Annotated in this window: 23 protein-coding genes, 1 tRNA gene and 2 pseudogenes; 21 read left to right on the forward strand and 5 right to left on the reverse strand. The window is 71.0% G+C overall.

Annotated features, from left to right (window positions below; genetic code table 11):
- Nucleotides 1-62: 62 nt before the first annotated feature.
- Nucleotides 63-662, reverse strand: coding sequence for a 5-formyltetrahydrofolate cyclo-ligase (locus ACZ59A_RS09635; RefSeq protein ID WP_470955795.1), 600 nt, complete (start codon nt 660-662; stop codon nt 63-65).
- A gap of 73 nt (nt 663-735) precedes the next feature.
- On the opposite strand from ACZ59A_RS09635, the gene galU reads away from it, so the two are divergent.
- The 7 genes from galU (at nt 736) to ACZ59A_RS09670 (ending at nt 6,214) form a co-directional block, all read left to right on the forward strand.
- Nucleotides 736-1,638 carry a UTP--glucose-1-phosphate uridylyltransferase GalU gene (gene galU / locus ACZ59A_RS09640; RefSeq protein ID WP_468053873.1) on the forward strand — a complete coding sequence of 301 codons (903 nt, stop codon included), beginning with the start codon at nt 736-738 and terminating at the stop codon, nt 1,636-1,638.
- A 4-nt stretch (nt 1,639-1,642) separates the two neighbouring features.
- Nucleotides 1,643-2,974, forward strand: coding sequence for a molybdotransferase-like divisome protein Glp (gene glp, locus ACZ59A_RS09645; RefSeq protein ID WP_470955798.1), 1,332 nt, complete (start codon nt 1,643-1,645; stop codon nt 2,972-2,974).
- A 62-nt stretch (nt 2,975-3,036) separates the two neighbouring features.
- Entirely contained in the window at nt 3,037-3,519 is a 483-nt protein-coding gene (gene moaC, locus ACZ59A_RS09650) for a cyclic pyranopterin monophosphate synthase MoaC (RefSeq protein ID WP_470955801.1), read from the forward strand.
- Entirely contained in the window at nt 3,516-4,145 is a 630-nt protein-coding gene (locus ACZ59A_RS09655) for a MogA/MoaB family molybdenum cofactor biosynthesis protein (protein ID WP_470955804.1), read from the forward strand. The genes moaC and ACZ59A_RS09655 overlap by 4 nt, the downstream gene beginning before the upstream one ends.
- Nucleotides 4,142-4,765 (forward strand): GNAT family N-acetyltransferase, encoded by a 624-nt coding sequence (locus ACZ59A_RS09660; RefSeq protein WP_470957845.1) that lies wholly within the window; start codon nt 4,142-4,144, stop codon nt 4,763-4,765. Before ACZ59A_RS09655 ends, ACZ59A_RS09660 begins: the two co-directional genes overlap by 4 nt.
- A gap of 142 nt (nt 4,766-4,907) precedes the next feature.
- Nucleotides 4,908-6,065 carry a divisome protein SepX/GlpR gene (sepX, locus tag ACZ59A_RS09665; RefSeq protein WP_470955807.1) on the forward strand — a complete coding sequence of 386 codons (1,158 nt, stop codon included), beginning with the start codon at nt 4,908-4,910 and terminating at the stop codon, nt 6,063-6,065.
- Nucleotides 6,066-6,140: 75 nt separating this feature from the next.
- Nucleotides 6,141-6,214: transfer RNA gene (locus ACZ59A_RS09670), tRNA-Ala, on the forward strand.
- A gap of 73 nt (nt 6,215-6,287) precedes the next feature.
- Here ACZ59A_RS09670 and ACZ59A_RS09675 read toward each other — a convergent pair.
- A complete protein-coding gene (locus ACZ59A_RS09675; protein WP_470955809.1) occupies nt 6,288-6,779 on the reverse strand; it encodes a tyrosine-type recombinase/integrase in 492 nt (163 codons plus the stop codon).
- Between the two features lie 213 nt (nt 6,780-6,992).
- Between ACZ59A_RS09675 and ACZ59A_RS09680 the strand changes: the two genes are divergently transcribed.
- From ACZ59A_RS09680 to ACZ59A_RS09710, 7 genes and pseudogenes are all read left to right on the forward strand, one after another.
- Nucleotides 6,993-7,499: an RICIN domain-containing protein gene (locus ACZ59A_RS09680; protein ID WP_470955812.1), complete on the forward strand. Its 507-nt coding sequence runs from the start codon at nt 6,993-6,995 to the stop codon at nt 7,497-7,499.
- Between the two features lie 301 nt (nt 7,500-7,800).
- On the forward strand, nt 7,801-8,352 hold the full coding sequence (locus ACZ59A_RS09685) for a GNAT family N-acetyltransferase (RefSeq protein ID WP_470955815.1): 552 nt from the start codon (nt 7,801-7,803) through the stop codon (nt 8,350-8,352).
- Between the two features lie 795 nt (nt 8,353-9,147).
- A pseudogene (locus ACZ59A_RS09690) lies at nt 9,148-9,411 on the forward strand (helix-turn-helix domain-containing protein); the annotation flags it as partial.
- A gap of 81 nt (nt 9,412-9,492) precedes the next feature.
- Nucleotides 9,493-9,921, forward strand: a pseudogene (locus ACZ59A_RS09695) (IS30 family transposase); the annotation flags it as partial.
- Nucleotides 9,922-9,995: 74 nt separating this feature from the next.
- Nucleotides 9,996-10,649 carry a LysE family translocator gene (locus tag ACZ59A_RS09700; RefSeq protein ID WP_470955818.1) on the forward strand — a complete coding sequence of 218 codons (654 nt, stop codon included), beginning with the start codon at nt 9,996-9,998 and terminating at the stop codon, nt 10,647-10,649.
- A 211-nt stretch (nt 10,650-10,860) separates the two neighbouring features.
- Nucleotides 10,861-12,024 (forward strand): trypsin-like serine peptidase, encoded by a 1,164-nt coding sequence (locus tag ACZ59A_RS09705; RefSeq protein WP_470955821.1) that lies wholly within the window; start codon nt 10,861-10,863, stop codon nt 12,022-12,024.
- Complete coding sequence (locus tag ACZ59A_RS09710) at nt 12,021-12,473, forward strand: hypothetical protein (RefSeq protein WP_470955824.1); 453 nt, start codon at nt 12,021-12,023, stop codon at nt 12,471-12,473. Before ACZ59A_RS09705 ends, ACZ59A_RS09710 begins: the two co-directional genes overlap by 4 nt.
- Here ACZ59A_RS09710 and ACZ59A_RS09715 read toward each other — a convergent pair.
- Nucleotides 12,440-12,970 (reverse strand): GNAT family N-acetyltransferase, encoded by a 531-nt coding sequence (locus ACZ59A_RS09715; protein ID WP_468053855.1) that lies wholly within the window; start codon nt 12,968-12,970, stop codon nt 12,440-12,442. The two genes, ACZ59A_RS09710 and ACZ59A_RS09715, sit on opposite strands and share 34 nt — an antisense overlap.
- 64 nt (nt 12,971-13,034) lie before the next feature.
- Here ACZ59A_RS09715 and ACZ59A_RS09720 point away from each other — a divergent pair, with 64 nt between their 5' ends.
- Nucleotides 13,035-13,838: an exodeoxyribonuclease III gene (locus ACZ59A_RS09720; protein WP_470955827.1), complete on the forward strand. Its 804-nt coding sequence runs from the start codon at nt 13,035-13,037 to the stop codon at nt 13,836-13,838.
- Between the two features lie 90 nt (nt 13,839-13,928).
- On the opposite strand, the gene ACZ59A_RS09725 is transcribed toward ACZ59A_RS09720, so the two are convergent.
- Nucleotides 13,929-14,687 carry a MerR family transcriptional regulator gene (locus tag ACZ59A_RS09725; protein ID WP_470955830.1) on the reverse strand — a complete coding sequence of 253 codons (759 nt, stop codon included), beginning with the start codon at nt 14,685-14,687 and terminating at the stop codon, nt 13,929-13,931.
- 172 nt (nt 14,688-14,859) lie between these two features.
- On the opposite strand from ACZ59A_RS09725, the gene ACZ59A_RS09730 reads away from it, so the two are divergent.
- The 4 genes from ACZ59A_RS09730 (at nt 14,860) to ACZ59A_RS09745 (ending at nt 18,683) form a co-directional block, all read left to right on the forward strand.
- Nucleotides 14,860-16,383, forward strand: a complete 1,524-nt coding sequence (locus tag ACZ59A_RS09730) for a flavin-containing monooxygenase (protein WP_470955833.1) — start codon at nt 14,860-14,862, stop codon at nt 16,381-16,383.
- Nucleotides 16,380-17,351 carry an alpha/beta fold hydrolase gene (locus ACZ59A_RS09735; protein ID WP_470955835.1) on the forward strand — a complete coding sequence of 324 codons (972 nt, stop codon included), beginning with the start codon at nt 16,380-16,382 and terminating at the stop codon, nt 17,349-17,351. Before ACZ59A_RS09730 ends, ACZ59A_RS09735 begins: the two co-directional genes overlap by 4 nt.
- A complete protein-coding gene (locus ACZ59A_RS09740; protein ID WP_470955838.1) occupies nt 17,348-18,253 on the forward strand; it encodes an SDR family oxidoreductase in 906 nt (301 codons plus the stop codon). Before ACZ59A_RS09735 ends, ACZ59A_RS09740 begins: the two co-directional genes overlap by 4 nt.
- A gap of 121 nt (nt 18,254-18,374) precedes the next feature.
- Entirely contained in the window at nt 18,375-18,683 is a 309-nt protein-coding gene (locus ACZ59A_RS09745) for a hypothetical protein (protein ID WP_470955840.1), read from the forward strand.
- Nucleotides 18,684-18,785: 102 nt separating this feature from the next.
- On the opposite strand, the gene ACZ59A_RS09750 is transcribed toward ACZ59A_RS09745, so the two are convergent.
- Nucleotides 18,786-22,169, reverse strand: coding sequence for a S41 family peptidase (locus ACZ59A_RS09750; protein ID WP_470955843.1), 3,384 nt, complete (start codon nt 22,167-22,169; stop codon nt 18,786-18,788).
- Between the two features lie 143 nt (nt 22,170-22,312).
- Between ACZ59A_RS09750 and ACZ59A_RS09755 the strand changes: the two genes are divergently transcribed.
- Together ACZ59A_RS09755 and ACZ59A_RS09760 are read left to right on the forward strand one after the other, a co-directional pair.
- Nucleotides 22,313-22,936, forward strand: coding sequence for a TetR/AcrR family transcriptional regulator (locus ACZ59A_RS09755; protein WP_470955846.1), 624 nt, complete (start codon nt 22,313-22,315; stop codon nt 22,934-22,936).
- 118 nt (nt 22,937-23,054) lie between these two features.
- Nucleotides 23,055-25,334: an MMPL family transporter gene (locus tag ACZ59A_RS09760; RefSeq protein ID WP_470955849.1), complete on the forward strand. Its 2,280-nt coding sequence runs from the start codon at nt 23,055-23,057 to the stop codon at nt 25,332-25,334.
- Nucleotides 25,335-25,401: the final 67 nt, after the last annotated feature.

Below are 25,401 nucleotides of genomic sequence, written 5' to 3' on the forward strand. Positions count from 1 at the left end.
CGGCCCCGCCGGAGACGCCTTCGGGCGCTTCCGGCGGGGCCGGAAGCGTTGACGGGCGGGTCTCAGGTGAAGCGGTGCGCCCCCGAGGGCGTCACCGCCGCGTGCACCGGGCGGTCGTGGGGCTCCTCCGGGACCGCGTCCAGCAGTTCGCCGTCGTACAGCAGCACCACCAGCGCGGGATCGGCTCCGGCCCGCGCCAGCCGGGCCAGCACCCGGTCGTACGAACCGCCGCCGCGCCCCAGCCGCATGCCGCGCCGGTCCACCGCGAGCCCCGGCAGCAGGACCGCGTCCGCCCGGGTGACCGCCTCCGGGCCCAGCCGCGGCCCGCCGGGCTCCAGCAGCCCCCGGCCGGCGCGCACCAGCCCGTCCGGGCCCTCGTCCGCGCCCCAGTCGAGATCGTTGTCCGGCAGCAGGACGGGGAGCAGCACCTGTACCCCCCGCGCGCGGAGCGCGTCCCGCAGCGCGCGCGTACCCGGTTCGCGCCCTACGGAGACATAGGCCGCCACGGTGTCGGCCCGGGCCAGTTCCGGCAGCTCCAGCGCGCGACACGCCAGTGAAGCCCCGGCTGCCTGGATGTCATCTGCCGTCAACCCGGACCTCATCGTCAGGAGACGTCTCCGCAACGCGGGCTTACTAGCGTCGGTGGGGCTCACTGAGTGCACAAACTTCCTGTCTCATGTCATATTCACCGTATCCTCATCAATCGCCTGAAAGGCACCGGATAAGGTTCGGGACATGACTCAATCGCGTACTCGGATCAGCAAGGCTGTCATCCCTGCCGCGGGCCTCGGAACCCGCTTCCTCCCGGCCACCAAGGCCACCCCGAAGGAGATGCTGCCGGTCGTCGACAAGCCGGCGATCCAGTACGTCGTCGAGGAAGCCGTCACCGCCGGCCTGTCCGACGTTCTTATGATCACCGGTCGCAACAAGCGGCCCCTGGAAGACCACTTCGACCGCAACTACGAGCTCGAAGAGGCTCTGACGCGCAAGGGCGACGAAACCCGCCTCGCGCGCGTCCAGGAGTCCAGCGACCTGGCGACCATGCACTACGTCCGGCAGGGCGATCCCAGGGGCCTCGGCCACGCCGTGCTGTGTGCCGCCCCGCACGTAGGTGACCAGCCTTTTGCCGTCCTCCTCGGCGACGACCTCATCGATGCCCGTGACCCGCTTCTGGCCCGGATGGTCGAGGTGCAGGAGCAGCACGGCGGCAGCGTCATCGCCCTGATGGAGGTGGATCCCGCGCAGATCCACCTCTATGGCTGCGCCGCCGTGAAGCCCACCCTGGACGAGGGCGTCGTCCAGGTCACCGGACTGGTCGAGAAGCCCGACCGGGCCGACGCGCCCAGCTCGTACGCGGTTATCGGCCGCTACGTGCTGGATCCGGCCGTCTTCGACGTGCTGCGCCGCACCGAGCCCGGCCGCGGCGGCGAGATCCAGCTGACCGACGCGCTCCAGGCGCTCGCCTCGGATCCGGACCTCGGAGGCCCGGTTCACGGCGTCGTCTTCAAGGGACGGCGGTACGACACAGGCGACCGTGGCGACTATCTGCGTGCCATTGTCAGACTCGCGTGCGAACGTGAAGACCTGGGCCCGGACTTCCGGGAATGGCTTCGCAGTTACGTCACCGAGGAGATGTAGCACTTTGAGCAGCACCGCGGCACGGGCCGCCGATCAGGGCACGGGCGAGGGCCGGGAGCGTCACCGGGTCTGGTCGGTGGCCGAGCATCTCGACGACATCCTCGGGCACATCCACCCGCTGGACCCCATCGAGCTGCAGCTGCTGGACGCCCAGGGCTGCGTCCTGGTCGAGGACGTCACCGTGCCCGCCGCCCTCCCGCCCTTCGACAACAGCGCCATGGACGGCTATGCCGTCCGCACGGCCGATGTCGGGGCGGCGACGGGCGAGCATCCCGCGGTGCTGACGGTCGTCGGGGACATCGCGGCGGGCAGCGGCGAGCTGCCCGCCGTCGGTCCCGGCGAGGCCGCCCGGATCATGACCGGCGCCCCGCTGCCGCCCGGCGGCCAGGCCGTCGTCCCGGTCGAGTGGACCGACGGCGGCCTGGACAACGGGCCGGTCAGCGGCATGCCCGCCCGCAGTACGGATCCGCACGGCGGCAGCGGCCTGGTGCGGGTCTTCCGGCCGGTCCGGGACGGGCAGCATGTGCGCACCCGGGGCAGCGACGCGGGGACGGGGGAGCTGGCGCTGAGCGCCGGTACGGTCCTCGGGGCGGCGCAGATCGGGTTGCTGGCCGCCATCGGCCGCGCCACGGTCAAGGTCCGCCCGCGGCCCCGCGTCGTCGTGCTGTCCACCGGCAGCGAGCTGGTCCAGCCCGGTGAGGAGACGGGGCCCGGCCGTATCTACGACTCCAACAGCTACCAGCTCACGGCCGCCGCGCAGGAGGCCGGGGCGATCGCCTACCGGGTGGGCGCGGTCGCCGACGACGCCGGGACGCTGCGCTCCACCGTCGAGGACCAGCTGAGCCGCGCCGACATCGTCGTCACCAGCGGCGGAGTCAGCGTCGGCGCGTACGACGTGGTCAAGGAGGCGATGCACGAGGTCGAGTTCCGGACGCTGGCCATGCAGCCCGGCAAGCCCCAGGGCTTCGGGCGGGTCGGCCCGGACCGGACCCCGCTGCTCGCCCTCCCCGGCAACCCGGTCAGTTCGTACGTCTCCTTCGAGCTGTTCGTACGGCCGGTGATCCGCACCATGCTCGGCGCGGGTCTGGTCCACCGCACCACCGTGCGGGCGTTCTGCCCGGACGGGATCGCGTCCTCGCCGGAGGGACGGCGCCAGTTCCTGCGGGGCTGGTACGAGCCGTCGGCGCCGGGCGAGCCGGGCACGGTCGCCCCGGTGGGCGGCGCCGGGTCGCATCTGATCAAGGCCCTCGCCCGGGCCAACGCGCTGATCGTGATCCCCGAGGAGGTGTCCGAGGTCGCCCCCGGGACCGAGGTGGACGTGGTCCTTCTCGCCTAGCGGGGGCCTACGGCGGGTACGGTGTCGTCGCACAGAGCCACCTGGCCCGGACCGGGAGAACGATGAGCAGCGCCCAGGACCATCTCACCCATCTCGACCCGACGGGCGCAGCGCGCATGGTCGACGTCTCGGCCAAGGACGTCACCGCGCGCGTCGCCCGCGCGAGCGGCCGTGTGCTGGTCGCGCCGCGCGTGGTCGAACTGCTCCGCGGCGAGGGCGTCCCCAAGGGCGACGCCCTCGCGACGGCCCGGATCGCGGGCATCATGGGCGCCAAACGCACCCCGGACCTGATCCCGCTGTGCCATCCGCTCGCCGTGTCGGGCGTGAAGGTCGACCTCGCGGTCGCCGACGACGCGGTCGAGATCACCGCCACCGTGAAGACCACCGACCGTACGGGCGTCGAGATGGAGGCCCTGACGGCGGTATCGGTCGCCGCCCTGACGGTGATCGACATGGTCAAGGCCGTCGACAAGGGCGCGGTCATCACCGACGTACGGGTGGAGGAGAAGTCCGGCGGGAAGTCCGGCGACTGGAGCCGGGAATGACCGCCCCCACCGCCCCCAGCTCCCCGGACCCCGACTCCCCGGACCTCAGCTCCCCAGACCCCAGCTCCCCGGACGGCGCACCGCGGTACCGCGCCCTGGTCGTCACGGCCTCCAACCGTGCCGCCGCCGGGGTCTACCCGGACAAGGGCGGCCCGCTGATCGCCGAGGGGCTGACCGCGCTCGGCTTCGCGGTCGACGGCCCGCGCGTGGTGCCCGACGGCGACCCGGTGGAGGCCGCGCTGCGGGACGCCGTGGCCGCCTCGTACGACGTCGTCGTGTCCACCGGCGGCACCGGACTCACCCCGATGGACCGCACCCCCGAGGCCACCCGCCGGGTTCTCGACTACGAGATCCCCGGCATCGCGGAGGCCATCCGCGCCGAAGGGCTCGCGAAGGTGCCCACCGCGGCGCTCTCCCGGGGGCTGGCCGGGGTCGCCGGAACGACCCTGATCGTCAACCTGCCCGGCTCGACCGGAGGCGTCCGTGACGGCCTCGCGGTGCTCGGGCGGCTCCTGGCGCACGCGGTCGACCAGATCCACGGCGGCGACCACCCCCGGCCCGCCGGTCCCACCGGTGCGGCCGATGCCGCCGGTCCCGCCGGTCCCCCGCCCGGGAGCGCGAGCTGAACGCGCCCTGGCCCGTCGTGCTGGCGGACGGTGACACGATCCTGCGCCCCATAAAGCTGCGCGACCAGCGCGTCTGGCGCGAGGTCAACCAGCGCAACCGGGAGTGGCTGCGGCCCTGGGAGGCGACCATTCCGCCGGCCGCGCCCGGCGGCCCCGTCACCCAGCGGCCCACCTACCGGCAGATGGTGCGTCATCTGCGCGCCGAGGCGCACTCCGGGCGGATGCTGCCGTTCGTCATCGAGCACCAGGGGCGGCTGGCCGGGCAGTTGACGGTCGCCGGGATCACCTGGGGCTCGATGTGCTCGGGCCATATCGGCTACTGGGTCGACCAGGCGGTGGCCGGTCGCGGCGTCATGCCGACCGCGGTCGCACTCGCCGCCGACCACTGCTTCCGCACCGTCGGACTGCACCGCATCGAGGTGTGCATCCGGCCGGAGAACCTGCCGAGCCGCCGGGTGGTGGAAAAACTCGGATTCCGCGAGGAGGGGCTGCGGCCGCGCTATCTGCACATCGACGGCGCATGGCGCGACCATCTGGTCTTCGCGCTCACCGTGGAGGAGCTGTCGGAGGGGCTGCTCGCCCGATGGCACCGGACCCGACCAGGGGCATCGCAGAAATAAAAACTCTGTTCGATTACATTCGACACATTCCCAGCCTGGTCATCCCATCAATCACAAAAAACTTTCGAGATATCAGCCAGATCGTGCGACACACCGCGCCAATTGGCAGATGGCCTCATGCGGACCCCTCTACCGTGTGAGCGTGAGCAGCAGTGGCCTCATCTACGCAGTCATCGTCGGGGCCTGGGCCGCCTATTTGGTGCCGATGTGGCTCCGTAGGCAGGACGAGCTCAATGAGGCCCGTCCGACGGAACGCTTCAGCACCGCCATCCGGCTGCTGTCCGGACGGGCGGGCATGGAGCGCCGTTACGCCAAGGGGCTAGAGGACCGAGAGCGCCCGGGGACCCCGGACGACCCGGCGGCACCTACCGCCCAGGACGCGGACGCCCCCGACGCCGGGGGTCGCTCCGGCGACCCGGAGCGCTTCTCCGCCGATCCGGAAGCCGTCACCGACGCGGTCGACGTCCGGGCCTTCGCCGAGCCCGTGACCTTGCTCGCGCCCGCTCCCGGCGGTCCGGACGGGCCGCCGGCGGGCGACGGGCCCTCGGTCGCGGCCGCCCCGACCGGCGGCAGCGCGCTGGAGCGCGGGTCGCGCGCGCGGGTGCTCGCGCGCCGTCGCCGCACCACCGTGATTCTCTTCGTCGCCTTCACCCTCGGCGCGATCGTCGCCGCGGTCGGCGGCCTCGCCTTCCTGTGGGCCCCGGCCCTTCCGGCCATACTGCTCAGCGCGTACATCGCCTATCTGCGCGCCCAGGAGCGCCGCCGCTTCACCTTCACCATGGACCAGCGCCGCGCCGAGCAGGCCGCGCAGCGGCTGCGGGAGCGCCGCCCGCGCAGCCATCCGGCCGTCGACGGCCCCGCCGCGAGCGACGGCCCCGGCGAGCAGTCCGTCCCCGCCGGGGCCGAGCCCGCCGCTGTCCCGTCCGTCTCCGCGCACGCGGCCGGGCGCCGCGCCCTGGTCGAACAGACCGACCACGCGGAGTGGGTGGACCAGGAGCGCGAGCGCGAGCGCGGCCCGGCCGCCGGGGACGGCTGGGAGCCGGTGCCGGTGCCGCTGCCGACGTACGTCACGGCGCCCGTCGCCCCCCGCGCGACCGGCAGCGTCGACCTGGCCGCCCCCGACGCCTGGAGCTCCGCCCGCTCCAGCACCGTCGACCCCGCCCCGGACCCGGCGCCGCCCGCCGAGCCCGACGCCAGGCAGGGCTCCGCGGCCCAGCCCCGGGCCCCCCGGGAGCGCGGCCGCACCCCCCTCTTCGACCAGTACGCGGACGAGGACCGGCCCCGCGCGGCCAACGAGTGACGCGCACTCCATTGACCAGCGGGGAACGGATTTCCAAGCACCCCGCAGGGGATGCTAGAGTTTCACTCGTTGCAAGGGCCTGTGGCGCAGACTGGTAGCGCACCTCGTTCGCATCGAGGGGGTCAGGGGTTCAAATCCCCTCAGGTCCACAGCAGCTCAAAGCCCCCGCCGGGGAAACCCGGCGGGGGCTTTTTGGTGCCGTACAGCAGCGAAGTACAGCAACTACTTCCGATCTTGCTTACCCAGGTGCTTGCCGAGCCTCCGCAGCGCCTTACGGGTGGCCTCGGACGGGACGTGCGTGTAGATCTCCATGGTCACCGCGATCTTGCTGTGCCGGAGGATCTGCATCGCGATGCGCGGGTGCACGTCGAGTGCGGCGAGCAGCGACCCACAGGTGTGACGCGTGTCATGCAGCCGGATCCGGCGGATGCCTGCCTTGGAGGACCGGTCGGCGAACGAGCGGTTGAAGTTGCGCGGCTCGATCGGGGTTCCGTAGCGGGTGGTGAACACGGAGTCCGACTCCGTCCACAGCTCTCCGGCCGTTTGCTTGGCCGCTTCCTGCTCCTTCCTGCGCACCCGGAGAGCGGCGACACAGATATCGGGAAGCGGCAGGGTGGCCGTTGAGGCTTCGGTCCAGTGGGAGACGACGGCCGAGGGGCATCCGATGCGGAGACGGACCCGGCCAACGCGGAAGCCGCCGGGAACATCGCCCACGCACTCCTAGCCGTCCGGGACCAGCTCCGTACGCGGAGGTTCAGACCCTCAAGCAGGGAGTCGCCGAGCTGAAGGCGCGGCAGGACTTGTAGAGCGTCGTTGGCGGGCTGCACCAGACAGCGCGGGAATCCGGGCTGCTCTCGGTCCACCAGGGATCCAGTCGTCTCCGCTATCACTGGTGGCGTCCAGTCCATGCCACTCCTCGGAGCCGCCATGAAGTTCCCTCGTTGGGCCTTAGCTGTCACCACCGTGCTGTCGGTGGGCTTCCTTACTGGCATGCAGGCCCCGACCGCCACGGCCGCCACATTCACTGCGGAACTGGTGGCCCGCAACAGCCAGAAGTGCGTGTCGGTCGAAGGCGCGAGTAACCAGAACGGCGCCGCCGCTGTTCAGTGGGACTGCGTGAACGGCCCGAACCAGCAGTGGAAGCTGGTGGCCACCAGCGCTGGTTACTACACGGTGAGCGCTGTGAACAGTGGCAAGTGTCTGTCGGTCACCGGCGCGAGTGTCCAGAACGGCGCCACGGCGGTCCAGTGGGACTGCGTGAATGGCACCAACCAGGAATGGAGACTCGTCCAAAAGGACAGCGGCTACTTCTCTATCGAAGCCCGGCACAGCGGTAAGTGCCTGTCAGTCAACGGTGCGAGCACCCAAAACGGTGCCGCGCTGGTTCAGTGGGACTGCGTGGAGGGGGCCAACCAGCACTTCCGACTCGGCTGAGCCAAGGCCCCCAGGTGGTTTCACGTGTGCCCGTCGCCGGGCACACGTGACTCAGTCGATGGCCTGGACGCCTTCATGCGAGGCGCGCAGAGCCGAGCCGCCCACTCACACGAACAGGGAAGTTCGACCGGTCTCTGAACTTGACCACTGGTCGTTTCGTCTCATCACTGAAGTCTGACCGCCTGGGTGAGGGCTGTATCTGGCCACCCAGCGGCTGTCACGGCGGGGGCTGGTGTGTCAACTGCTCGGCGCCTGTCCTGAAGCTGACATCCTGAGGCGCCGGGTTGACTACCGTGCCGATATGAATCAGCGGAGCGACACGCGCGCGTCTGCCGCGAGCCCTGTCGAGATCAGGCAGGCCATCGACGACGACCTTCCCCAGATCGTTGACATCGTGAACTACACGGCGATGAACTCAATCGCCAGCTTCGCCACCAGGCCGACCAGTGTGGCCGAGCGTCGCGATTGGTTTGGGCAGTTTTCCGCGACCGGTCCCTTTCGTGTGCTCGTTGCCCGACGTGGCGACCAGGTGCTGGGCTATGCCTGCAGCCAGCGATACCGAGACCACGAAGCCTTCCGGGCGACGGTTGAGGCGAGTGTCGCGCTGCGCGTCGGCTGCCGGGGTCAGGGCATCGGCACCTTGCTCTATCGGGCCCTGTTCGAGCGCCTTGCCGACGAGCCGGTTCACGTCGTTCTCGCAGGCATAGCGATGCCCAATGACGCATCCGTTGCGTTGCATCGAAAGTTCGACTTCACGGAGGTCGGAGTGTTTCGGGAGTATGCCGTCAAGAACGGGCAGTACATCAGCTCGCTGTGGATGCAGCGCATTTCCTCGCGCTGGCCTCCTTCGTGACCGGGATCGCTCGGGGGCCGTGCCGGAGAAGGCCGACCGAACGGTGGGGTGGGCCTGGCTCCGCCGTAGCCCCGCCCCCTCGCAAGCCCAACTGTCGCAAACGTAGAGCAGCAGCCGGTCCAACTTCAGTGAGGACGGTCAAAGTTCACTGAGACGAGTCAAAAAAAGGGCAGGTCGAGTGGGGTCTTAGATCTATCTGGACTCGTGTAGCCCAAAGGCGATCACTGTTATTTTTGGACAGCAGTGAAGGCGAGTCCCGCACGGCCCTGCATCACCGATGAGACGTCCCACTCATCCGGCTGGTGACTACTCGAAGGCGAAAAACAGATGTACCTGGAGCAGTTAGAAGCACCCGGCGGCCATCAAGGGGAGTATCCGCGCTGCCATGCCACGCCAAATCCAGCGCGTTATTCTTCTGTGCGGGCATGGCTCGTGGCGATCTCGCCGTTGGTTGGTTCTCTCGCCGCTTTGATCGCGGCGATCAGGAGCTAGCAAGCTCATGGCCCATGCCGCGCGCCGCACAAGGGGCATGATCCGGATGTGGTCAGCAAGTGCTGTACAGCAGCGGAGTACAGCAACCAACGCGACCACGATCGACCCTCAGCCAGTCCAGGCAGCCGACTGACCAGCCGGGCAGACCTCAGCGGCTCAAAGCCCCCGCCGGGGAAACTTCCGTTCTAGTGGTCGTCGCAACACCCCAGTTCAGGGGATGCGATGGACTTCAAGATCCGGAAGAGCCGCAAGGAGCAAGGGCCCCGCAAGCTGCAACGGGAGCGGGAGGAATACTTCCGGCTCATGCAGCTGGGGTTCGGCAATCTTGAGGCGTGCAGACGCATAGGGGTCAACCCTCGGACCGGTCGTGAGTGGCGTAACGGTCGGCCCGAGGGGCGTAAGAAGCCTCCGAGGCCACCCGCGGATGCCGTGCGGGTGGCCTCGGGGCCGTCCCGGTACCTGACGGAAGACGAGCGGATCCACATCGCCGACCGGTTCCGGGAGAAGGCGACAGCCCGTGCCATCGCCGCCGAGCTGGGACGCAGTCCGTCCACGGTCAGCCGGGAGATACGCCGCAACGGCATGCCCCTGCGCGGCGACCGCTCCCGCTGGGTCTACCGGCCGCATGCCGCCCAGCGTAAAGACCACCGCTCGGCCATCGCCACACTGGTGGAGCGCAGCACGCGCTACCTCATGCTGGTACACCTGCCCCACGGCAGCAGCGCGGCCGCCGTCCGCGACGCCCTTGTGACCACTGTCCAGACCTTGCCGGAGCACTTGAAGAGGTCCCTGACGTGGGACCAGGGCTCCGAGATGGCCGGCCACCACACGTTCAGCGTCACCACCGGCATCCCGGTCTACTTCTGCAATCCCGGCAGCCCCTGGCAGCGTGGGTCGAACGAGAACACGAATGGCCTGCTGCGGCAGTACTTCCCCAAGGGCACCGACCTCTCCCGGCACACCCGTGAGCACCTCGACACAGTTGCTGCCGAACTCAACAGCCGCCCACGCAAGACGCTCGGCTGGGAAACCCCAGCCGAGCGCCTGTCTAAACTGCTCGCCACCACACGTCAGTGATCACGTGTTGCAACGACCACTGGAATCCGCCAAATCCGGCGGGGGTTTTGCTTGTGCTGGATTAGCCTGCGGGCATGTTCACCTCAGCTCTTGCCTTCGCTGGCGTCGCCGCGCTCATCAATGTCACTCCGGGGTTGGACACCCTGCTCGTGCTGCGTACCTCGGTGTCCCATGGACGGGACGCCGGGCTGGCGGCGTCGCTCGGGATTCTCGCCGGTTGTCTGGTGTGGGGGTTCGCGACGGCGGTGGGGCTGACGGCGCTGCTCACGGCTTCGAGGGTGGCGTACGACACGCTGCGGGTCGCCGGGGCGGCGTATCTGGTGTGGCTGGGGGCATCGGCGCTGTGGCGGTCGCGGCGGGCGGCGGCGGAGCCGGAGGCGGCCGATCCGGGGCCGGTGGGCGGAGCGGAGCAGGGCGGGCGGCTTGCGGCGTTCCGCGCGGGGGTGGGGACCAATCTGCTCAACCCCAAGGCGGGGGTCTTCTACATGAGCCTGATTCCCCAGTTCGCCCCGCACGGTGTTTCGGTGTTCACCTCGACCCTGGTGTTCACCGCGATCGACATCGTCGAGCTGGCGCTCTGGTACTGGGTGGTCTCCGGTGCCGCGTCCGCGCTGAGCGAGCGGATCCGGCGGCCTGCGTTCCGGCGCCGGATGGATCAGGTGAGCGGGGTGGCGTTCTTCGGCTTCGCGGCGAATCTTCTCGCGGAGGGCGGGCGCAAGACGGCGTGACGCGGCCGCCGGTGGTGCTGTCCTGACGGGGCATCCGATGTCAGGGAATCGTGCTGACACCGTTCTTGTTGTGTGCGGGCCGTGAGACAGGTGATGGCCGTGGCGAGGGGCCCGGGCATAGTGGGTGCGTCCTGTATGGGACATGGCGCGAAAGCGCCGTCGCATGAACTTCGCACAGCAGAACAACAGCACCACAGGGGGATAGGGCGCCATGCCACTCATACGCCGTTCCACCGCGGCGGCCGCCGCGGTGACCGCGCTGCTCATGGTCACCGTCTCGGCCTGCGCGTCGGGTGACGACAAGGCCGGTTCCGAGTCGAAGTCGCCGGCCGCGTCCGGTCAGCAGGGCGACAACGGGATCAAGTTGCCGGAGGGTGTTCCGACGAGTCTGGACGACCTCAAGAAGTGGAAGGAGGGCGGCTGGAAGGACTGGGACACCTGGGCGCGCGACGCGTCCGATTTCGCCAATCCCGTCATCAAGAACTTCTGGCAGCCGTCCCGGATGTCCAAGGCGAAGGACTCGCCCAACACGCTCTCCACGCAGAGCGCGGGCGAGGGCCAGGCCGCGACCGACCCGGAGCCGCCCGCCGTACCGGCCAAGCAGGTCTCGCGCCCGTACCACCAGAACATGGCGCCGGTCGGGAAGGTGTTCTTCGACAGCCCCGACGGGCCGATGGTCTGCTCGGGCACGGTCGTCGAGGACCCGGCGCACCCGGGGAAGTCGAACCTGGTGTGGACCGCGGGCCACTGTGTGCACTCCGGCAAGAAGGGCGGCTGGATGCGCAACATCGTGTTCGTGCCGTCGTACAACGACGACGGGCTGCCCGCCGCCAAGGCGGAGACCGCCGCCCAGAGCGAGGTCACCCCGTACGGCGTGTGGTGGGCGAACTGGTCGCAGACCTCGTCGCAGTGGATCGACACGGGCGGCAAGACCGGCAACGTGGGCTCCGCGTACGACTTCGCGGTGCTGCACGTGAAGCCGGAGAACGGCAACGGCAAGTCGCTGCAGGAGACGGTGGGGGCCGCCGTGCCGGTGTGGTTCGGGGCGCCGTCGGCGGACGAGGTCAGCTCGATCGGGGCGTACGGCTACCCAGCCGCACCGCCCTATGACGGCGCGAAGATGTTCAACTGCACCAGCAGGCCGGGCCGGTTGTCCTTCGCGCCCACCACGCCGACCATGTACCGCATCGGCTGCTCGATGACCGGCGGCACCTCCGGCGGCGGCTGGTTCGTCAACCGCGGTGGCAAGACGGCGCTGGTGTCCAACAGCTCGATCAGTTCGAACGAGCACACCTGGCTCGCCGGTCCGCATCTGGGGGCCGAGGCGAAGGGCGTGTTCAACGCGATGAGCAAGAAGTTCGCCGCCAAGGGATGAGGCGGCCGACGGATGAGGGGACCCGCTCCGGGGACGGGGCGGGTTCCGCCGTGCGGGCGGTGCGGCCGCATCACATCGCCGCGTTCGGCTTCACGCTGAGCGGCGCGGCGCTGTACGAGCGGCTGCGCGGCGGGCGGGTCTACGTCCTGTGCGACGAGTCGCCCCTCCTCGGCCGCCTCACCACCGTGGCCCTCTGCCTGGTACTGGCGGCCGCGGCGATGGCCGTGGTGGGCGCCTGGGTGACGCAGGAGAAGGCGCCGCGCCACCGCGCGGTCCCCTGGGTCTTCCTCGCCGTGATCGCCGCCCTGATCGTGGCGGCGGACGGGGTCGACGCCCGCGGGGAGCGCGAGGCGGCCGTGATCGCCGCTCAGGACGGTTTCGACGGCGTCGGCCGGTGTGACGAGGCGACGCGGATCTACGAGGCGACGCCCGGCTGGTTCTTCTGGTGAACGGCGGCCTCGTCCGGGAGGGCCAGCGGCTTGCCGAAGCAGCGGCTCAGCTCGTCGAAGCGGTACAGACCGAACTTCTTCACCGGCTCATAGCCCGATGAGGTGTACAGCGCGATCGCCTCGGGCTGCTTGACGCCGGTCTCCAGCACCATCCGGGTGCGCCCCGCCGCCCGGGCGCTGTCCTCCAGCGCCGTGAGGATCAGGCGGGCCAGGCCGCGTCCGCGCGCCTCGTGTATGACGTACATCCGCTTCAGCTCGGCGTCCCCGTCCTCGTACCCCTCGTCGTTCCGCTCCTGGCTGCGCCAGCCACCGGTCGCCACCGGGCGGCCGGTGTCGTCGTAGGCGATCAGGTAGAGGCCGTGGGGCGGGTCGAATTGGGTCGCGTCCAGGGGTGTCATGTCCCCCTCGTCGTCGTAGCGCTCGGCGTACTCCGCCTGCACCTCGTCGTTGAGCCGGACGGCGTCGGGGTGGTCGAAGCGGACCGTTCGGATGTTCACGCGGGGGATCGTACTTCCATGCGATCGGGGCGGCATCGGATTTTCCATGTCGTATCGTGCCGTAGTGCTCTCCGTGACGACCGTAAATGTGAACGGGCTGCGTGCCGCCGCCAAGAAGGGCTTCGTGCCCTGGCTGGACGGTACCGCGGCCGATGTGGTGTGCCTCCAGGAAGTGCGCGCCGAGCCGCGCGAACTGCCCGAGGCCGTGCGCGAGCCGGACGGCTGGCACGTGGTGCACGCCCCGGCGGCGGCCAAGGGCCGGGCGGGGGTGTCGGTGTACGCGCGGCGCGAGCTGGAGGCCGTACGGGTCGGCTTCGGCTCCTCCGAGTTCGACGGCAGCGGCCGCTATGTGGAGGTCGATCTGCCGGGGGTGACGGTCGGCAGCCTGTATCTGCCCTCCGGTGAGGTCGGCACCGAGCGGCAGGACGAGAAGGAGCGCTTCATGGCGGAGTTCCTTCCGTACCTCAAGGAGCTGCGCGAGCGGGCGGCGGCCGACGGGCGCGAGGCGCTGGTGTGCGGCGACTGGAACATCGCCCACCGGGAGGCCGACCTGAAGAACTGGAAGGCCAACCGGAAGAAGTCCGGATTCCTGCCGGAAGAGCGTGCCTGGCTGTCGCGTGTCTTCGAGGAGGCGGGGTACGTGGACGTGGTGCGCGCGCTGCACCCGGACGTCGAGGGCCCGTACTCCTGGTGGTCGTACCGGGGAAGGGCCTTCGACAACGACGCGGGCTGGCGCATCGACTATCAGGTCGCCACTCCCGGGCTCGCCGGGCGGGCGCTGAAGGCGGTCGTGGAGCGGGCCCCGGCGTACGACCAGCGGTGGAGCGACCACGCGCCGGTGTCGGTCACGTACGGCGCCGCTCACTGATCCGGTGGCGGTCGCGTGCGGGGCCGGTCACTGGTCCGGTGAGGGCCACGTACGGCGCCACTGGTCCGGCGGCGGAGGTGTAGGGGCCGCTCACTGATCCGGTGGCGGGCGCCCGGCGTCCTCCGTGCGCCCGCCCGTCCGTTCCTCCAGACCGGCCCGCAGCCGGCGGTCCACGGCCATCGACAGCTCGGCGTCCACGACGCTCTTCGCGAGCGGCCGCAGCCGCTCCAGGGTCTCGCCGATCTCCTCGCCGCGCTCCCGGGCGTCCGTCAGCACGTGGTTGATCAGCAGTGTGGCGAAGGTCTCGGCGATGGCGTCCACATGCTCCCGGACCTCGCGCCCGGCCGCGAGGACGGCCGACAGCGGGATGCCCTGGCCGACCAGGGCGCGCGAGGTGTCCAGCAGTCGGCGGCTGATGTGCACGATGTCGTCGCCGTCGACCGCGAGATAGCCGATGTCGAGTGAGACGGTGAGGTTCTCCGCGGTGACCTCGTCGTCGAAGTAGTCGGCGAGCTCCTGCGGGGTGAGCCGGACCGGGGTCTCCTCGGACCAGGACGGAAGGGCGCCGTCCAGCCCCAGCAGTTCGCCGACGTCCCGCTGCCCGCTCTCGAACGCGGCCATCAACTCGGCTATCCCGCCCAGAGTGTGACCGCGCTCCAGCAGGGCGGTGATGGTCCGCAGCCGGGCCAGGTGGTGGTCGTCGTACCAGGCGATACGGCCCTCCCGGCGGGGCGGCGGGATCAGCTTGCGCTCCCGGTAGAAGCGCAGGGTGCGCACGGTGATCCCGGCCTTCTCGGCCAGTTCCGTGATCCGGTACTCGCGTACTCGGTCCGCTTCGCTCTTCGCCACAGCAGCAGCCTATGCCGACGGCGGTTGTGGATAACCGTCGGTAACTTGGTTATCCACAGCCCCTACCGCTCGCCGGATCCCTGTCCTACGCTCCCATCGTGCCAGTAAATGCTGGCATGGTTCCGGGCAGTTCAAGTGATGCAAGGCAGTTCGAGCGGCGGGAGGCGGCGGCATGGCGGCTGGGCTGACGCGTGAGCATGTGCGGGTGGCGGTGATCGGATCCGGATTCGGAGGGCTGGGCGCGGCGGTGAGGCTGCGCCGCGCGGGCGTCACCGACTTCGTGGTCCTGGAGCGGGCCGGTGCGGTCGGCGGGACCTGGCGGGACAACAGCTATCCGGGCTGTGCCTGCGATATCCCGTCCCATCTCTACTCCTTCTCCTTCGCCCCCAACCCCGACTGGCCGCGCGCCTTCTCCGGGCGACGGCACATCCGCGCCTATCTGGAGCGGGTCGCCGACACCTTCGGGCTGCGGCCGCATCTGCGCTTCGACGCCGAGGTGCTCGCCCTGCGCTGGGACGGCGCGGCGCTGCACTGGGAGGTGGAGACCGCGCGCGGGCCGCTGACCGCCGATGTCGTGGTGAGCGCGACCGGCCCGCTCTCCGATCCGAAGATCCCGGACATCCCCGGGCTGGACGGCTTCCCCGGCAAGGTCTTCCACTCCGCGCGCTGGGACCACGGCTACGACCTGCGCGGCAAGCGGGTCGCGATGGTCGGCACCGGCGCCTCGGCCATCCAGATCGTGCCCGAGATCCAGAAGGAGGTGCGCAGGCTCACCCTCTTCCAGCGCACCCCGCCCTGGGTGCTGCCGCGCATGGACCGCCGGATCACCGGCGCCGAGCGCTGGCTGCACAGCAGGCTGCCGGTGTCCGGGGCGCTGCGCCGCGGGCTGCTGTGGGGGATCCGGGAGTTGCAGGTCGGGGCGTTCACCAAGCGCCCGGCAGAGCTGAAATTCGTGGAGCGGCTGGCCGGGGCGCATATGCGGCGGGCGATCAAGGACCCGGTGCTGCAGACCAGGCTTACCCCGCGCTATCGCATCGGCTGCAAGCGGATCCTGCTGTCGAACGACTACTACCCGGCGCTCGCCCGGCCGCATGTGGACGTGGTCGGCGGGCTCAAGGAGATCCGCGGCAGCACGCTGGTCGGCTCCGACGGCACCGAGACCAAGGCCGACGCGATCATCTTCGGGACGGGCTTCCATGTCACCGACATCCCCATCGCCCAGCGCGTGACCGGAGCGGGGGGCACCACGCTCGCGGAGGAGTGGAAGGGCGGCATGGAGGCGCTGCGCGGGGCCAGCGTGGCGGGCTTCCCCAACTTCCTGACGGTCATCGGGCCCAATACCGGGCTCGGCAACAGCTCGATGATCCTCATCATCGAGGCCCAGCTCAATTACCTGACCGACTATCTGCGGCAGCTGGACGCCCTCGGCGGCAAGGTCGCGCTGGACGCCCGGCCGGGGGCGGTTCGCGCCTACAACTGCATGATCCAGGAGAGGATGAAGCGCACGGTGTGGAACGCGGGCGGCTGCGACAGCTGGTATCTGGACAACGGCCGCAACACGACCCTGTGGCCGGGCTCGACCGCCGAGTTCAAACGGGTCACCCAGCGGGTGCGTCTCGCGGAGTACCAGGTGCTGCGGCAGCGGACCGGTGCAGATCAGGGCGCGGAGCCCGCCGCGGGGAGGGGATCGCGGTGAGGCGCACCCCTTACGTCACCTCCGGGCCGTACGCCCCGCCCGGCGGCGCGCGCGAGCTGACCGTCACCTCGGCGGACGGCGCCCGGCTGCACGTGGAGCTGCACGGGCCCGAGGACCCCGGTGCTCCGGCCGTCGTCCTGGTGCACGGCTGGACCTGCTCGACCGCCTTCTGGGCGCCGGTCCTGCGCGAACTGGCCGCCGACCACCGGGTGATCCTGTACGACCAGCGCGGCCATGGCCGCAGCGCCGCCCCCGGCCCCGAGGGGTACAGCACCGAGGCGCTCGCCGACGACCTGGAGGCGGTGCTGGAGCAGACCCTGGAGCCGGGCCGCCGGGCCGTGGTCGTGGGCCACTCCATGGGCGGGATGACGGTGATGGCCGCCGCCGGTCGCCCGGCGCTTCGCGAGCGCGCCGCCGCCGTGCTGCTGTGCAGCACCGGCGCCTCCCGGCTGATCGAGCGGGCGCGCGTGGTGCCGCTGCGCTCCGAGCGGCTGCGGGCCCGGATCCACCGTGCGATCCTCGGCGCGCGCCTCCCCATGGGGCCGGTCACGCCCGTCAGCAAGCGGCTGCTGCGGTACGGGACGATGGGCCCGGGCGCCGCGCCCGCCATGGTGGAGGCGTGCGCGCGGATCGTGCACGCCTGCCCCCGCGCGGTGCGGTCCGCCTGGGCGCATGTCATGGTCGACCTCGATGTGGACGCCCGCGTCGGCCTGCTGACCATGCCCGCCGCCGTCATCGTCGGCAGCGCCGACCGGTTGACCCCGCCCGAGCGCTCCCACGCCATAGCGGCGGCGCTGCCGCGGTGCACCGGCCTCACCGAGCTGCCCGGCCTCGGCCATATGACCCCCGTGGAGAACCCCGGGGCGGTGAGCGGCGTGATACGACGCCTCGTCGCGGACCACGGGGACGCACCGCGGGCCGCCCTGACCGACGACGGCCCCCACGCGGTCGAGGAGCGGACGACATGAGCGCGCGCAGGAGTCTGGAGGGCCGGGTCGCGGTGGTGACCGGCGCGGCGCGGGGAGTCGGCGAGCTGCTGGCCCGCAAGCTGTCCGCGCGCGGCGCCAGGGTGGCGCTGGTGGGCCTGGAACCGGAGGAGCTGAAGCGGGTGTCGGGGCGGCTGCCCACCGACTCCGACCACTGGCACGCCGATGTCACCGACCCGGAGGCGATGGCCCGGGTCGCGGAGGAAGTGGTGGCGCGCTTCGGCGCGGTGGACATCGTCTGTGCCAACGCCGGGGTGGCCGCCGGCGGTCCGTTCCTCGACACCGACGAGACGGCCTGGCGGCGGGTTGTCGAGGTCAATCTGCTGGGCAGCGTCACCACGGCCCGGGCCTTCCTGCCCGCGCTGATCGCCAGCCGCGGCTATCTGCTGCAGATCGCCTCGCTCGCCGCGATCGCGCCCGCGCCGATGATGACCGCGTACTGCGCGTCCAAGGCCGGGGTCGAGGCGTTCGCGCACTGTCTGCGTGCCGAGGTGAGCCACCGGGGGGTTCGGGTCGGCATCGGCTATCTCAGCTGGACCGATACGGACATGGTGCGCGGCGCCGACCGGGACGAGGTGATGCGGGAGTTGCGGGCGCGGATGCCGTGGCCCGCGGGGCGTACGTATCCGGCGGGCCCGGCCGTGGACCGGCTCGTCGCCGGGATAGAGCGCCGCTCGGCCCATGTGTACGCGCAGTGGTGGCTGCGTGGAATGCAGCCGGTGCGCGGCAGTCTGCCCGCGTTGATCGGGGCGGTGGGGCGGCGTGAGATGCGCCGGATCGAACCCCGGCTGGTGGCCACCCGTGGGCAGCGCGGCCATCTCGTGGGCGAGGGCGGCGCGGCGGACGAGCGGGCGCGCGCCGCCCGTACGCAGCGTGACCGGTAACCCTGTGTCAACCGTCCTGACCTGCGGATTCGATGGGTGAGGTCGATCGAAATGCGGAGTATGTCCCTGCGTGTAACTCTGGTCGGGCCCGATCCCTTTCACCCGATGAGGAGTGACGCAGATGGGGAAGGACGAGTTCAGCGAGAAGGCCCAGCAGGCCAAGCGCAAGGCGCAGGGCCAGCAGGGCCAGCAGGGCCAGCAGAGCCAGCAGACCCAGCGGGGTCAGCAGGGTCAGCAGGGCCAACGCGGCCAGCAGACGCAGCAGGACCAGCGAGGCCAGCGAGAGCAGCGAGGCCAGCGGGGCCAGGAGCCGCGCCGCGACCAGGACCGGCCCGAAAGCCGTGAGCAGGCCGAGCGCATGGGCCGGGAGCGCCGTCAGCAGGGCATGGGCGACGAGACGCGGGATCAGGAGCCGTTCGAAGAGATGTAGGTCGTCTCGTCGAAGGGCTCGTGAAGAGTGTGCGCGAGGGGGCGCATCCGTCAGGGGATGCGCCCCCGGCACGCACGTACGGAATCAGCACGCGATCAGCGCTCAGCCGTCGCTCCGCGGGGGGAGTTTCGGGCGGCGCCGGTCCGGGACCTGGCCATAGCCCGGCGGGGCCGCGGCGGGATGCCGCTCCAGCAGATCCAGCGCCGTACGCACCGCGACCCCCAACTGCGGATAGCGGCCCTCCGCCCAGTCCAGCGGGGAACGGGGCGCCGGAATGTCCGGCTCCACGCCATGGTTCTCGACCCCCCACCCATAGGCGTCGAACCAGGCGGCGTTCATCGGCACCGTGATCGCCGAACCGTCGCCGAGCGGATGGCGGCCGGTCATGCCGACCACGCCGCCCCAGGTCCGCAGTCCCACCACCGGGCCGATTCCCTGGATCTTGAAGGCCGCGGTGATCATGTCGCCGTCGGAGGAGGTCGCCTCGTCCGCGACCGCGACGATCGGCCCGCGCGGCGCGTTGCTGGTGTACGACACCGGCTGGGCGTTGCGCGTGAGGTCCCAGCCCATCACGGTGCGGGTCAGCTTCTCGACCACCAGCTCGCTGATGTTGCCGCCCGCGTTTCCCCGGACGTCCACGATCAGCGCGGGGTACGACACCTCCCGGCGCAGATCCCGGTTGAACTGCGCCCAGCCGGAGCCGCCCATGTCGGGGATGTGCAGATAGCCGCACCGCCCGTCGCTCAACTCCCGTACCACCGCCCGCCGCCTGGCCACCCAGTCCTGGTAGCGCAGCGGCCGCTCGTCGATCAGCGGGACGACCGCGACCCGGCGCGGCGGGCCCTCGCCGTCCGGGGAGGCGAAGGTCAGCTCGACCGTGGTGCCGCCCGCGGCGGTCAGCAGCGGATAGGGACCGGCCACCGGATCCACCGGGCGGCCGTCGACATGGGTGAGCCGGGCGCCTTCGCGGATGCCGGAGCCCGCGAGCGGTGAGCGCGCCCGGGAGTCGGAGGATTCGCCGGGCAGGATGCGGGAGACCCGCCACTCCCCGTCCTCGGTGCACGTGAAGTCGGCGCCGAGCAGCCCGATGGGGCGCTGGTAGTGGGCCGGGCCCTCGTTGCGGCGCGCGGCCTGGACGTACGCGTGCGAGGTGCCCAGCTCGCCCAGGACCTCGCGCAGCAGATCGGCGAACTCGTCGGGGGAGGCGACCCGTTCGACCAGCGGCCGGTACTGGTCGAGCACCCCGTCCCAGTCGACGCCGCACATGCCCGGCTCCCAGAAGTAGGCGCGGGTGATGCGGCCCGCCTCCTCGTACGCCTGCCGCCACTCGGCCGCCGGGTCGACGGTGTGCTGGATGCGCCGCATGTCGATCTGGACCGAGGAGTCGCTGTCGCCCGGCTCGGTGGCGGGCGCCGCCCGCAGATCGCCCTCGTCGTTGACGACGATCCGGGAGCCGTCGCCGCTGACCCGGAACCAGTCCAGCTCGCTGGTGAGTTCGGTGCGCTTGGCCTTGGCCAGGTCGAAGTGTTCGAGGGTGGGGCGGTCGGAGGTGTCGGCCGGGTTGGCGAACGTCTCGCCGAGTGCACCGGAGATCGGCCAGCGCAGCCACACCAGGCCGCCGCCGCTGACCGGCCACAGCGAGGAGTACTTGGAGGCGGCCACCGGGAAGACGGTGACCCGGCTGGCCAGCCCCTCCACCTCGACGGTCACCGTGCCGTCGCCCTCCCCGCCCCCGGCGCCGTCGTCCGGGTCGGCGCCGCCCGCCGCCGGCCGGCCCTCGGGGGAGAGCGCGAAGGGCGAGGGCGTGGCGGAGGACAGCGGTACGAGGTAGGGGCGGCAGCCGAGCGGGAAGGAGAGGTCGCCGGTGTGCACGTCGTAGACGGGGTCGAAGCCGCGCCAGGACAGAAAGGCGAGATAGCGGCCGTCGCTGGTGAAGACCGGTTCCTCGTCCTCGAATCGCCCGCTGGTCACGTCCACTATGGTCCGGTCCGTCAGCCGCGCGATCTTGATGGAGCGCAGGGTGCGCCCGATGCCCGGATGGGACCAGGCCAGCCAGGCCGAGTCGGGCGAGAAGGCGAGGTCGGCGACCGGGCCGTTGAGCGACCGGACCAGCTCGGTCACCTCGCCGTCCCCGTCCGCGGAGGTGTCCACGAGGAGCAGCCGTCCGTCGCCCGCGACGACGGCGAGCCGGTCGCCGTCGGGGGAGGGCTCCAGCTCGTGGACCCGGCCCAGCCGCCCCGCGGCCAGCCGCCGGGGCTCGCCCGTCTCGCTCGCCCGCGGCAGGTAGGCGATCTCGATCGCGTCCTCGCCCTCCGCGTCCGTCACATAGGCGACCCGCCCGCTGGAGCCCAGGATCTCGGGCATCCGCACCCGGACGCCCGGGGTGTCGGCGAGGGTGCGGGCGGGGCCGTCGCGGTGGGTGAGCCAGTACAGGCTGCCGCGTACGCACACCGCGCTGGCCCGGCCGGTGGCGTCCACGGACAGCGAGTCGACATGGGCGGCGGCCGGGATCTGGTAGGGCCGCCGCCCGGCCCGCGCCCCGCCGAGCCGGACCCGCAGCCGGCGGGGTTCGGCGTCCGGGCCGAGGTCGTCCACCAGCCACAGCTCCCCGGCGCACTGGTAGACGACGCGGCTGCCGTCGGTCGAGGCGTGGCGGGCGTAGAAGTCGTCGTGGTCGGTGTGGCGGCGCAGGTCGGAGCCGTCGGGCAGACAGGAGTAGAGGTTGCCGACGCCCTCGTGGTCGGACAGGAAGGCGATCCGCCCGCCGACCGCCATGACCGAGTCCAGATGGCCGTCCAGTTCGGGCAGCAGCCGGGTGCCGCCCAGCCACAGCCGACCGGTCGCGCCGCCCCGGTAGCGCTTCCAGGTGGCGGGCTCGTGCGGCGGCTTGCCGGTGAGCAGCAGGGTGCGCGGCTCGCGCACCAGGCCGTCGGCGGCGCCATGGGCATCGGTGGCGGCATGGGTATCGGCATCGGCATCGACGTCAGCGGCGGCATCGACGTCGGCGGCCGTGACGGCGATGTCGGCCACCGGCCCCCAGGGCAGCCGCTCGCCGGGGCTGCCGTCGGTGGGCAGGCTGTAGGCCCAGGAGAAGTGCGAGAACGGCTGGCCGTGCGAGGACACGGCCAGGACGCGGGAGGCGCCGTCCCGGTCGGGCGGCGTCCAGCCGCAGACCCGGGCGTCCTCGCTGCCCCAGTAGGTCAGCCGCCGGACCGGGCCGCCGTCCACGGGGGCGAGGTGGATCTCGGGGTCGAGGCTGCGCCAGTTCGTGTACGCGATATGGGAGCCGTCGGGGGAGAAGCGGGGGTGGCCCACCCGGGTTCGGTCCACGGTCAGCCGCCACGCCCGCCCGGGGGGTTCGCCCAGGGCGGTCAGGGGGGCGACCCAGAGATCGTCCTCGGCGGCGAAGCACAGCAAGTCGCCGTGCAGATGCGGAAATCGCAGATACGCGCGGTCGGTGTCGCTGGTGTCCCTCACCTCATCCATGGTTTCGGGCCCGGTCCGGCAAAGCAACTCGGTTCTGTGATGCACACCACGAGCGAAACGACATGGTTTCGCTATCGGGGCGGCCGGGGCGGTCGTATCCTTGAACGAGTACGAAACCGTTTCGTTCGAAAGGGGGGTATGCCATGCCGACGGCCCAGCCCGCCGACCAGCCGGTCGAGGACCGGCCCACGGCCCGGGTGCGCCGCAGCAGGCTGTCCCCCGAGCGGGAGGGTGAGCTGTACGAGGCCGTGGTCGAGCTTCTCGGGGAGGTCGGTTACGACGCGCTGACCATGGACGCCGTCGCCGCACGCACACACTCCAGCAAGGCCACGCTCTACCGTCAGTGGAAGGGCAAGCCGCAGCTGGTGGCCTCCGCGCTGCGGCACACCAAGCCCGTTTCGCTCCATGAGATCGACACCGGAACGCTGCGCGGCGATCTGCACGAGATCGTGCGGTGCACCGACAGCGCCCGGGAGCGGGACGCGGCCCTGATGAGGGGGCTGGCCCAGGCCGTCCACACCAATCCGGACCTCCACCAGGCCCTCCGGGAGCTGCTGTTCCATCCCGAGCTGGACGCCTTGCAGGCACTGCTGCGGCGTGCCGTCGACCGGGGGGAAGTGGCTCCGGACAGACCCGCTCTGGGTTACGTCGTGCACATGATGTGCGGCGCCCTCGTCGCCCGGTCGCTGATCGATGGCGAAGAGCCGGATGCCGCCTACCTCAGCGCATACATCGACGCCGTGGTCCTCCCCGCCCTCGGTCTCTGAACCCTCCCCACCCCCGGACAAACCCCATATGGACCCAGCCGGCGCGCCGCTCTCGTCGCCGGTCAGGTCGCGCACACCTGCCAGCAGTGACAACGACTCGACGGGAGCACCTCTCCTCGTGGCCACGTTCCTCTACAAACTCGGTCGATTCGCCTTCCGGCGACGCCGGTTCGTCGCCCTCATATGGGTGGCGCTCCTGGCCGTCGCCGGTGTCGGCGCCGCGACCGCCTCGCCCCCCGCCAACGACAGCTTCTCCATCCCGGGCACCGAGGCCCAGAAGGCCTTCGACCTCCTGGAGAAGCGTTTCCCCGGCGGTAACGCCGACGGCGCCACCGCCCGGGTGGTCTTCCGCGCCCCCCAGGGCGAGAAGATGACCGACCCGGACAACAAGGCCGTGGTCACGAAGGCCGTCGCCGACCTCAAGGCCAGCTCTCCGCAGGTCGCCTCGGTCGCCGACCCGTTCCAGGCCCGGGCCGTCTCCAAGGACGGCTCCAGTGCGTACATCCTGACCAGCTACAAGGTCAACGCGATGGAGCTGGAGGACACCGCCAAGGACGGCCTGAAGGAGGCCGGGGAGAAGGCGCAGAAGTCGGATCTCACGGTGGCGATCGGCGGTGACGCGCTCCAGGAGATGCCCGAGACCGGATCCACCGAGGTCATCGGCATCGTGATCTCCGCGATCGTCCTCGCCATCACCTTCGGCTCGCTGGTGGCCGCCGGGCTGCCGCTGCTGACCGCGCTCATCGGCGTCGGCATCGGCATCTCCGGGATCACCGCCCTCGCCACCACCCTCGGGCTGTCCACAACGACCTCGACGCTGGCGATGATGATCGGCCTCGCGGTCGGCATCGACTACGCGCTCTTCATCGTCTCCCGCTACCGCGCCGAACTGGCCGAGGGCCGGGAGCACGAGGAGGCCGCCGGGCGGGCCGTGGGCACCGCGGGCTCCGCGGTCGTCTTCGCCGGTCTCACCGTCGTCATCGCGCTGGTCGGCCTCGCGGTCGTCAATATCCCGATGCTGTCCAAGATGGGCTTCGCGGCGGCCGGCACGGTGGTTATCGCCGTCCTCATCGCGATCAGCCTCATCCCCGCGCTGCTGGGCTTCGCGGGCAAGCGGGTCTACGGGCGCAAGGCGCGCAAGCGGATGGCGGAGGCGGCCGCCGCCGCCGAGGAGGGCTCGCGGGCGGAGGAGAAGCCCAACATGGGCACCCGCTGGGCCCGGTTCGTGCTGCGCCGCCCGGTGGCGGTGCTGCTGCTCGGCGTACTCGGCCTCGGCGCCGCCGCGGTGCCCGCGCTCAGCCTGGAGCTGGGGCTGCCGGACGACGGTTCGCAGCCGGTCAGCAGCCAGAAGCGGCAGGCGTACGACATGATCTCCGACGGCTTCGGCCCGGGCTTCAACGGTCCGCTGATGGTGGTCGCCGACACCAAGGGCAGCGACGACCCCAAGGCCGCGGTCAACAAGGTCAGCAAGAGCATCGCCGGTATCGACGGCGTCGCGGCCGTCACCCCGGCGACGTTCAACAAGTCCGGCGACGCCGCGATGCTCACCGTGGTGCCGAAGTACAAGCCGAGCAGCGTCGACACCGAGAAGGTCGTCGCCGACATCCGGGACGAGGCGGGCTCCTTCAAGTCCGACACCGGCGCCGAGGTGCTGGTGACCGGTCAGACCGCGATGAACATCGACATCTCGCAGAAGCTGAACGACGCGCTGATGCCGTACCTGGCACTGGTCGTCGGGCTGGCCTTCCTGCTGCTGATGATCGTCTTCCGCTCCATTCTGGTCCCGCTCAAGGCGGCGCTCGGCTTCCTGCTGTCCGTCGTCGCGGCGCTCGGCGCGGTGGTCGCGGTCTTCCAGTGGGGCTGGGCGGCGGACCTGTTCGGTGTCGAGGAGACCGGCCCGATCATGAGCATGATGCCGATCTTCATGATCGGTGTGGTGTTCGGTCTCGCCATGGACTACGAGGTCTTCCTGGTGACCCGGATGCGGGAGGCGTACATCCACGGCGAGCGCCCCGGCCAGGCCGTCGTCACCGGCTTCCGGCACGGCGCCCGGGTGGTCACCGCGGCCGCCGTCATCATGATCAGCGTCTTCGCCGGGTTCATCGGCTCGTCCGAGGCGATGGTGAAGATGATCGGCTTCGGTCTGGCCACCGCGGTCCTCTTCGACGCCTTCGTGGTCCGCATGGCCATCGTCCCGGCGGTGCTGGCGCTGCTCGGCAAGTCGGCGTGGTGGCTGCCGCGCTGGCTCGACAAGGCACTGCCGAACGTGGACGTCGAGGGCGAGGGGCTGCGCAAGCAGCTCGGAACGGACGCCTCAGCGGGACATGGCACGGACGCCAAGAGCGCCGACAAGGCCGACAAGGATGCCGACAAGGATCCGGAGCTGACCCGGGTCTGAGTGGGGCAACGCAACGCCAGGCGGCGGCTCTTCCCTGACGGGAGGGCCGCCGTCGGTGCTTTCGCGG

The sequence above is a fragment of the Streptomyces sp. NPDC040405 genome (assembly GCF_055595765.1).

Excerpts from the sequence above, each read along its gene's own strand:
- ACZ59A_RS09710 (WP_470955824.1), top strand. The coding sequence starts at position 12,021 with ATGAGGCGGCCGACGGATGAGGGGACCCGCTCCGGGGACGGGGCGGGT.
- ACZ59A_RS09700 (WP_470955818.1), top strand. The coding sequence starts at position 9,996 with ATGTTCACCTCAGCTCTTGCCTTCGCTGGCGTCGCCGCGCTCATCAAT.
- ACZ59A_RS09740 (WP_470955838.1), top strand. The coding sequence starts at position 17,348 with ATGAGCGCGCGCAGGAGTCTGGAGGGCCGGGTCGCGGTGGTGACCGGC.
- ACZ59A_RS09705 (WP_470955821.1), top strand. The coding sequence starts at position 10,861 with ATGCCACTCATACGCCGTTCCACCGCGGCGGCCGCCGCGGTGACCGCG.
- moaC (WP_470955801.1), top strand. The coding sequence starts at position 3,037 with ATGAGCAGCGCCCAGGACCATCTCACCCATCTCGACCCGACGGGCGCA.
- ACZ59A_RS09685 (WP_470955815.1), top strand. The coding sequence starts at position 7,801 with ATGAATCAGCGGAGCGACACGCGCGCGTCTGCCGCGAGCCCTGTCGAG.
- ACZ59A_RS09750 (WP_470955843.1), bottom strand. The coding sequence starts at position 22,169 with ATGGATGAGGTGAGGGACACCAGCGACACCGACCGCGCGTATCTGCGA.
- ACZ59A_RS09730 (WP_470955833.1), top strand. The coding sequence starts at position 14,860 with ATGGCGGCTGGGCTGACGCGTGAGCATGTGCGGGTGGCGGTGATCGGA.
- galU (WP_468053873.1), top strand. The coding sequence starts at position 736 with ATGACTCAATCGCGTACTCGGATCAGCAAGGCTGTCATCCCTGCCGCG.
- ACZ59A_RS09680 (WP_470955812.1), top strand. The coding sequence starts at position 6,993 with ATGAAGTTCCCTCGTTGGGCCTTAGCTGTCACCACCGTGCTGTCGGTG.
- ACZ59A_RS09745 (WP_470955840.1), top strand. The coding sequence starts at position 18,375 with ATGGGGAAGGACGAGTTCAGCGAGAAGGCCCAGCAGGCCAAGCGCAAG.
- ACZ59A_RS09755 (WP_470955846.1), top strand. The coding sequence starts at position 22,313 with ATGCCGACGGCCCAGCCCGCCGACCAGCCGGTCGAGGACCGGCCCACG.
- ACZ59A_RS09655 (WP_470955804.1), top strand. The coding sequence starts at position 3,516 with ATGACCGCCCCCACCGCCCCCAGCTCCCCGGACCCCGACTCCCCGGAC.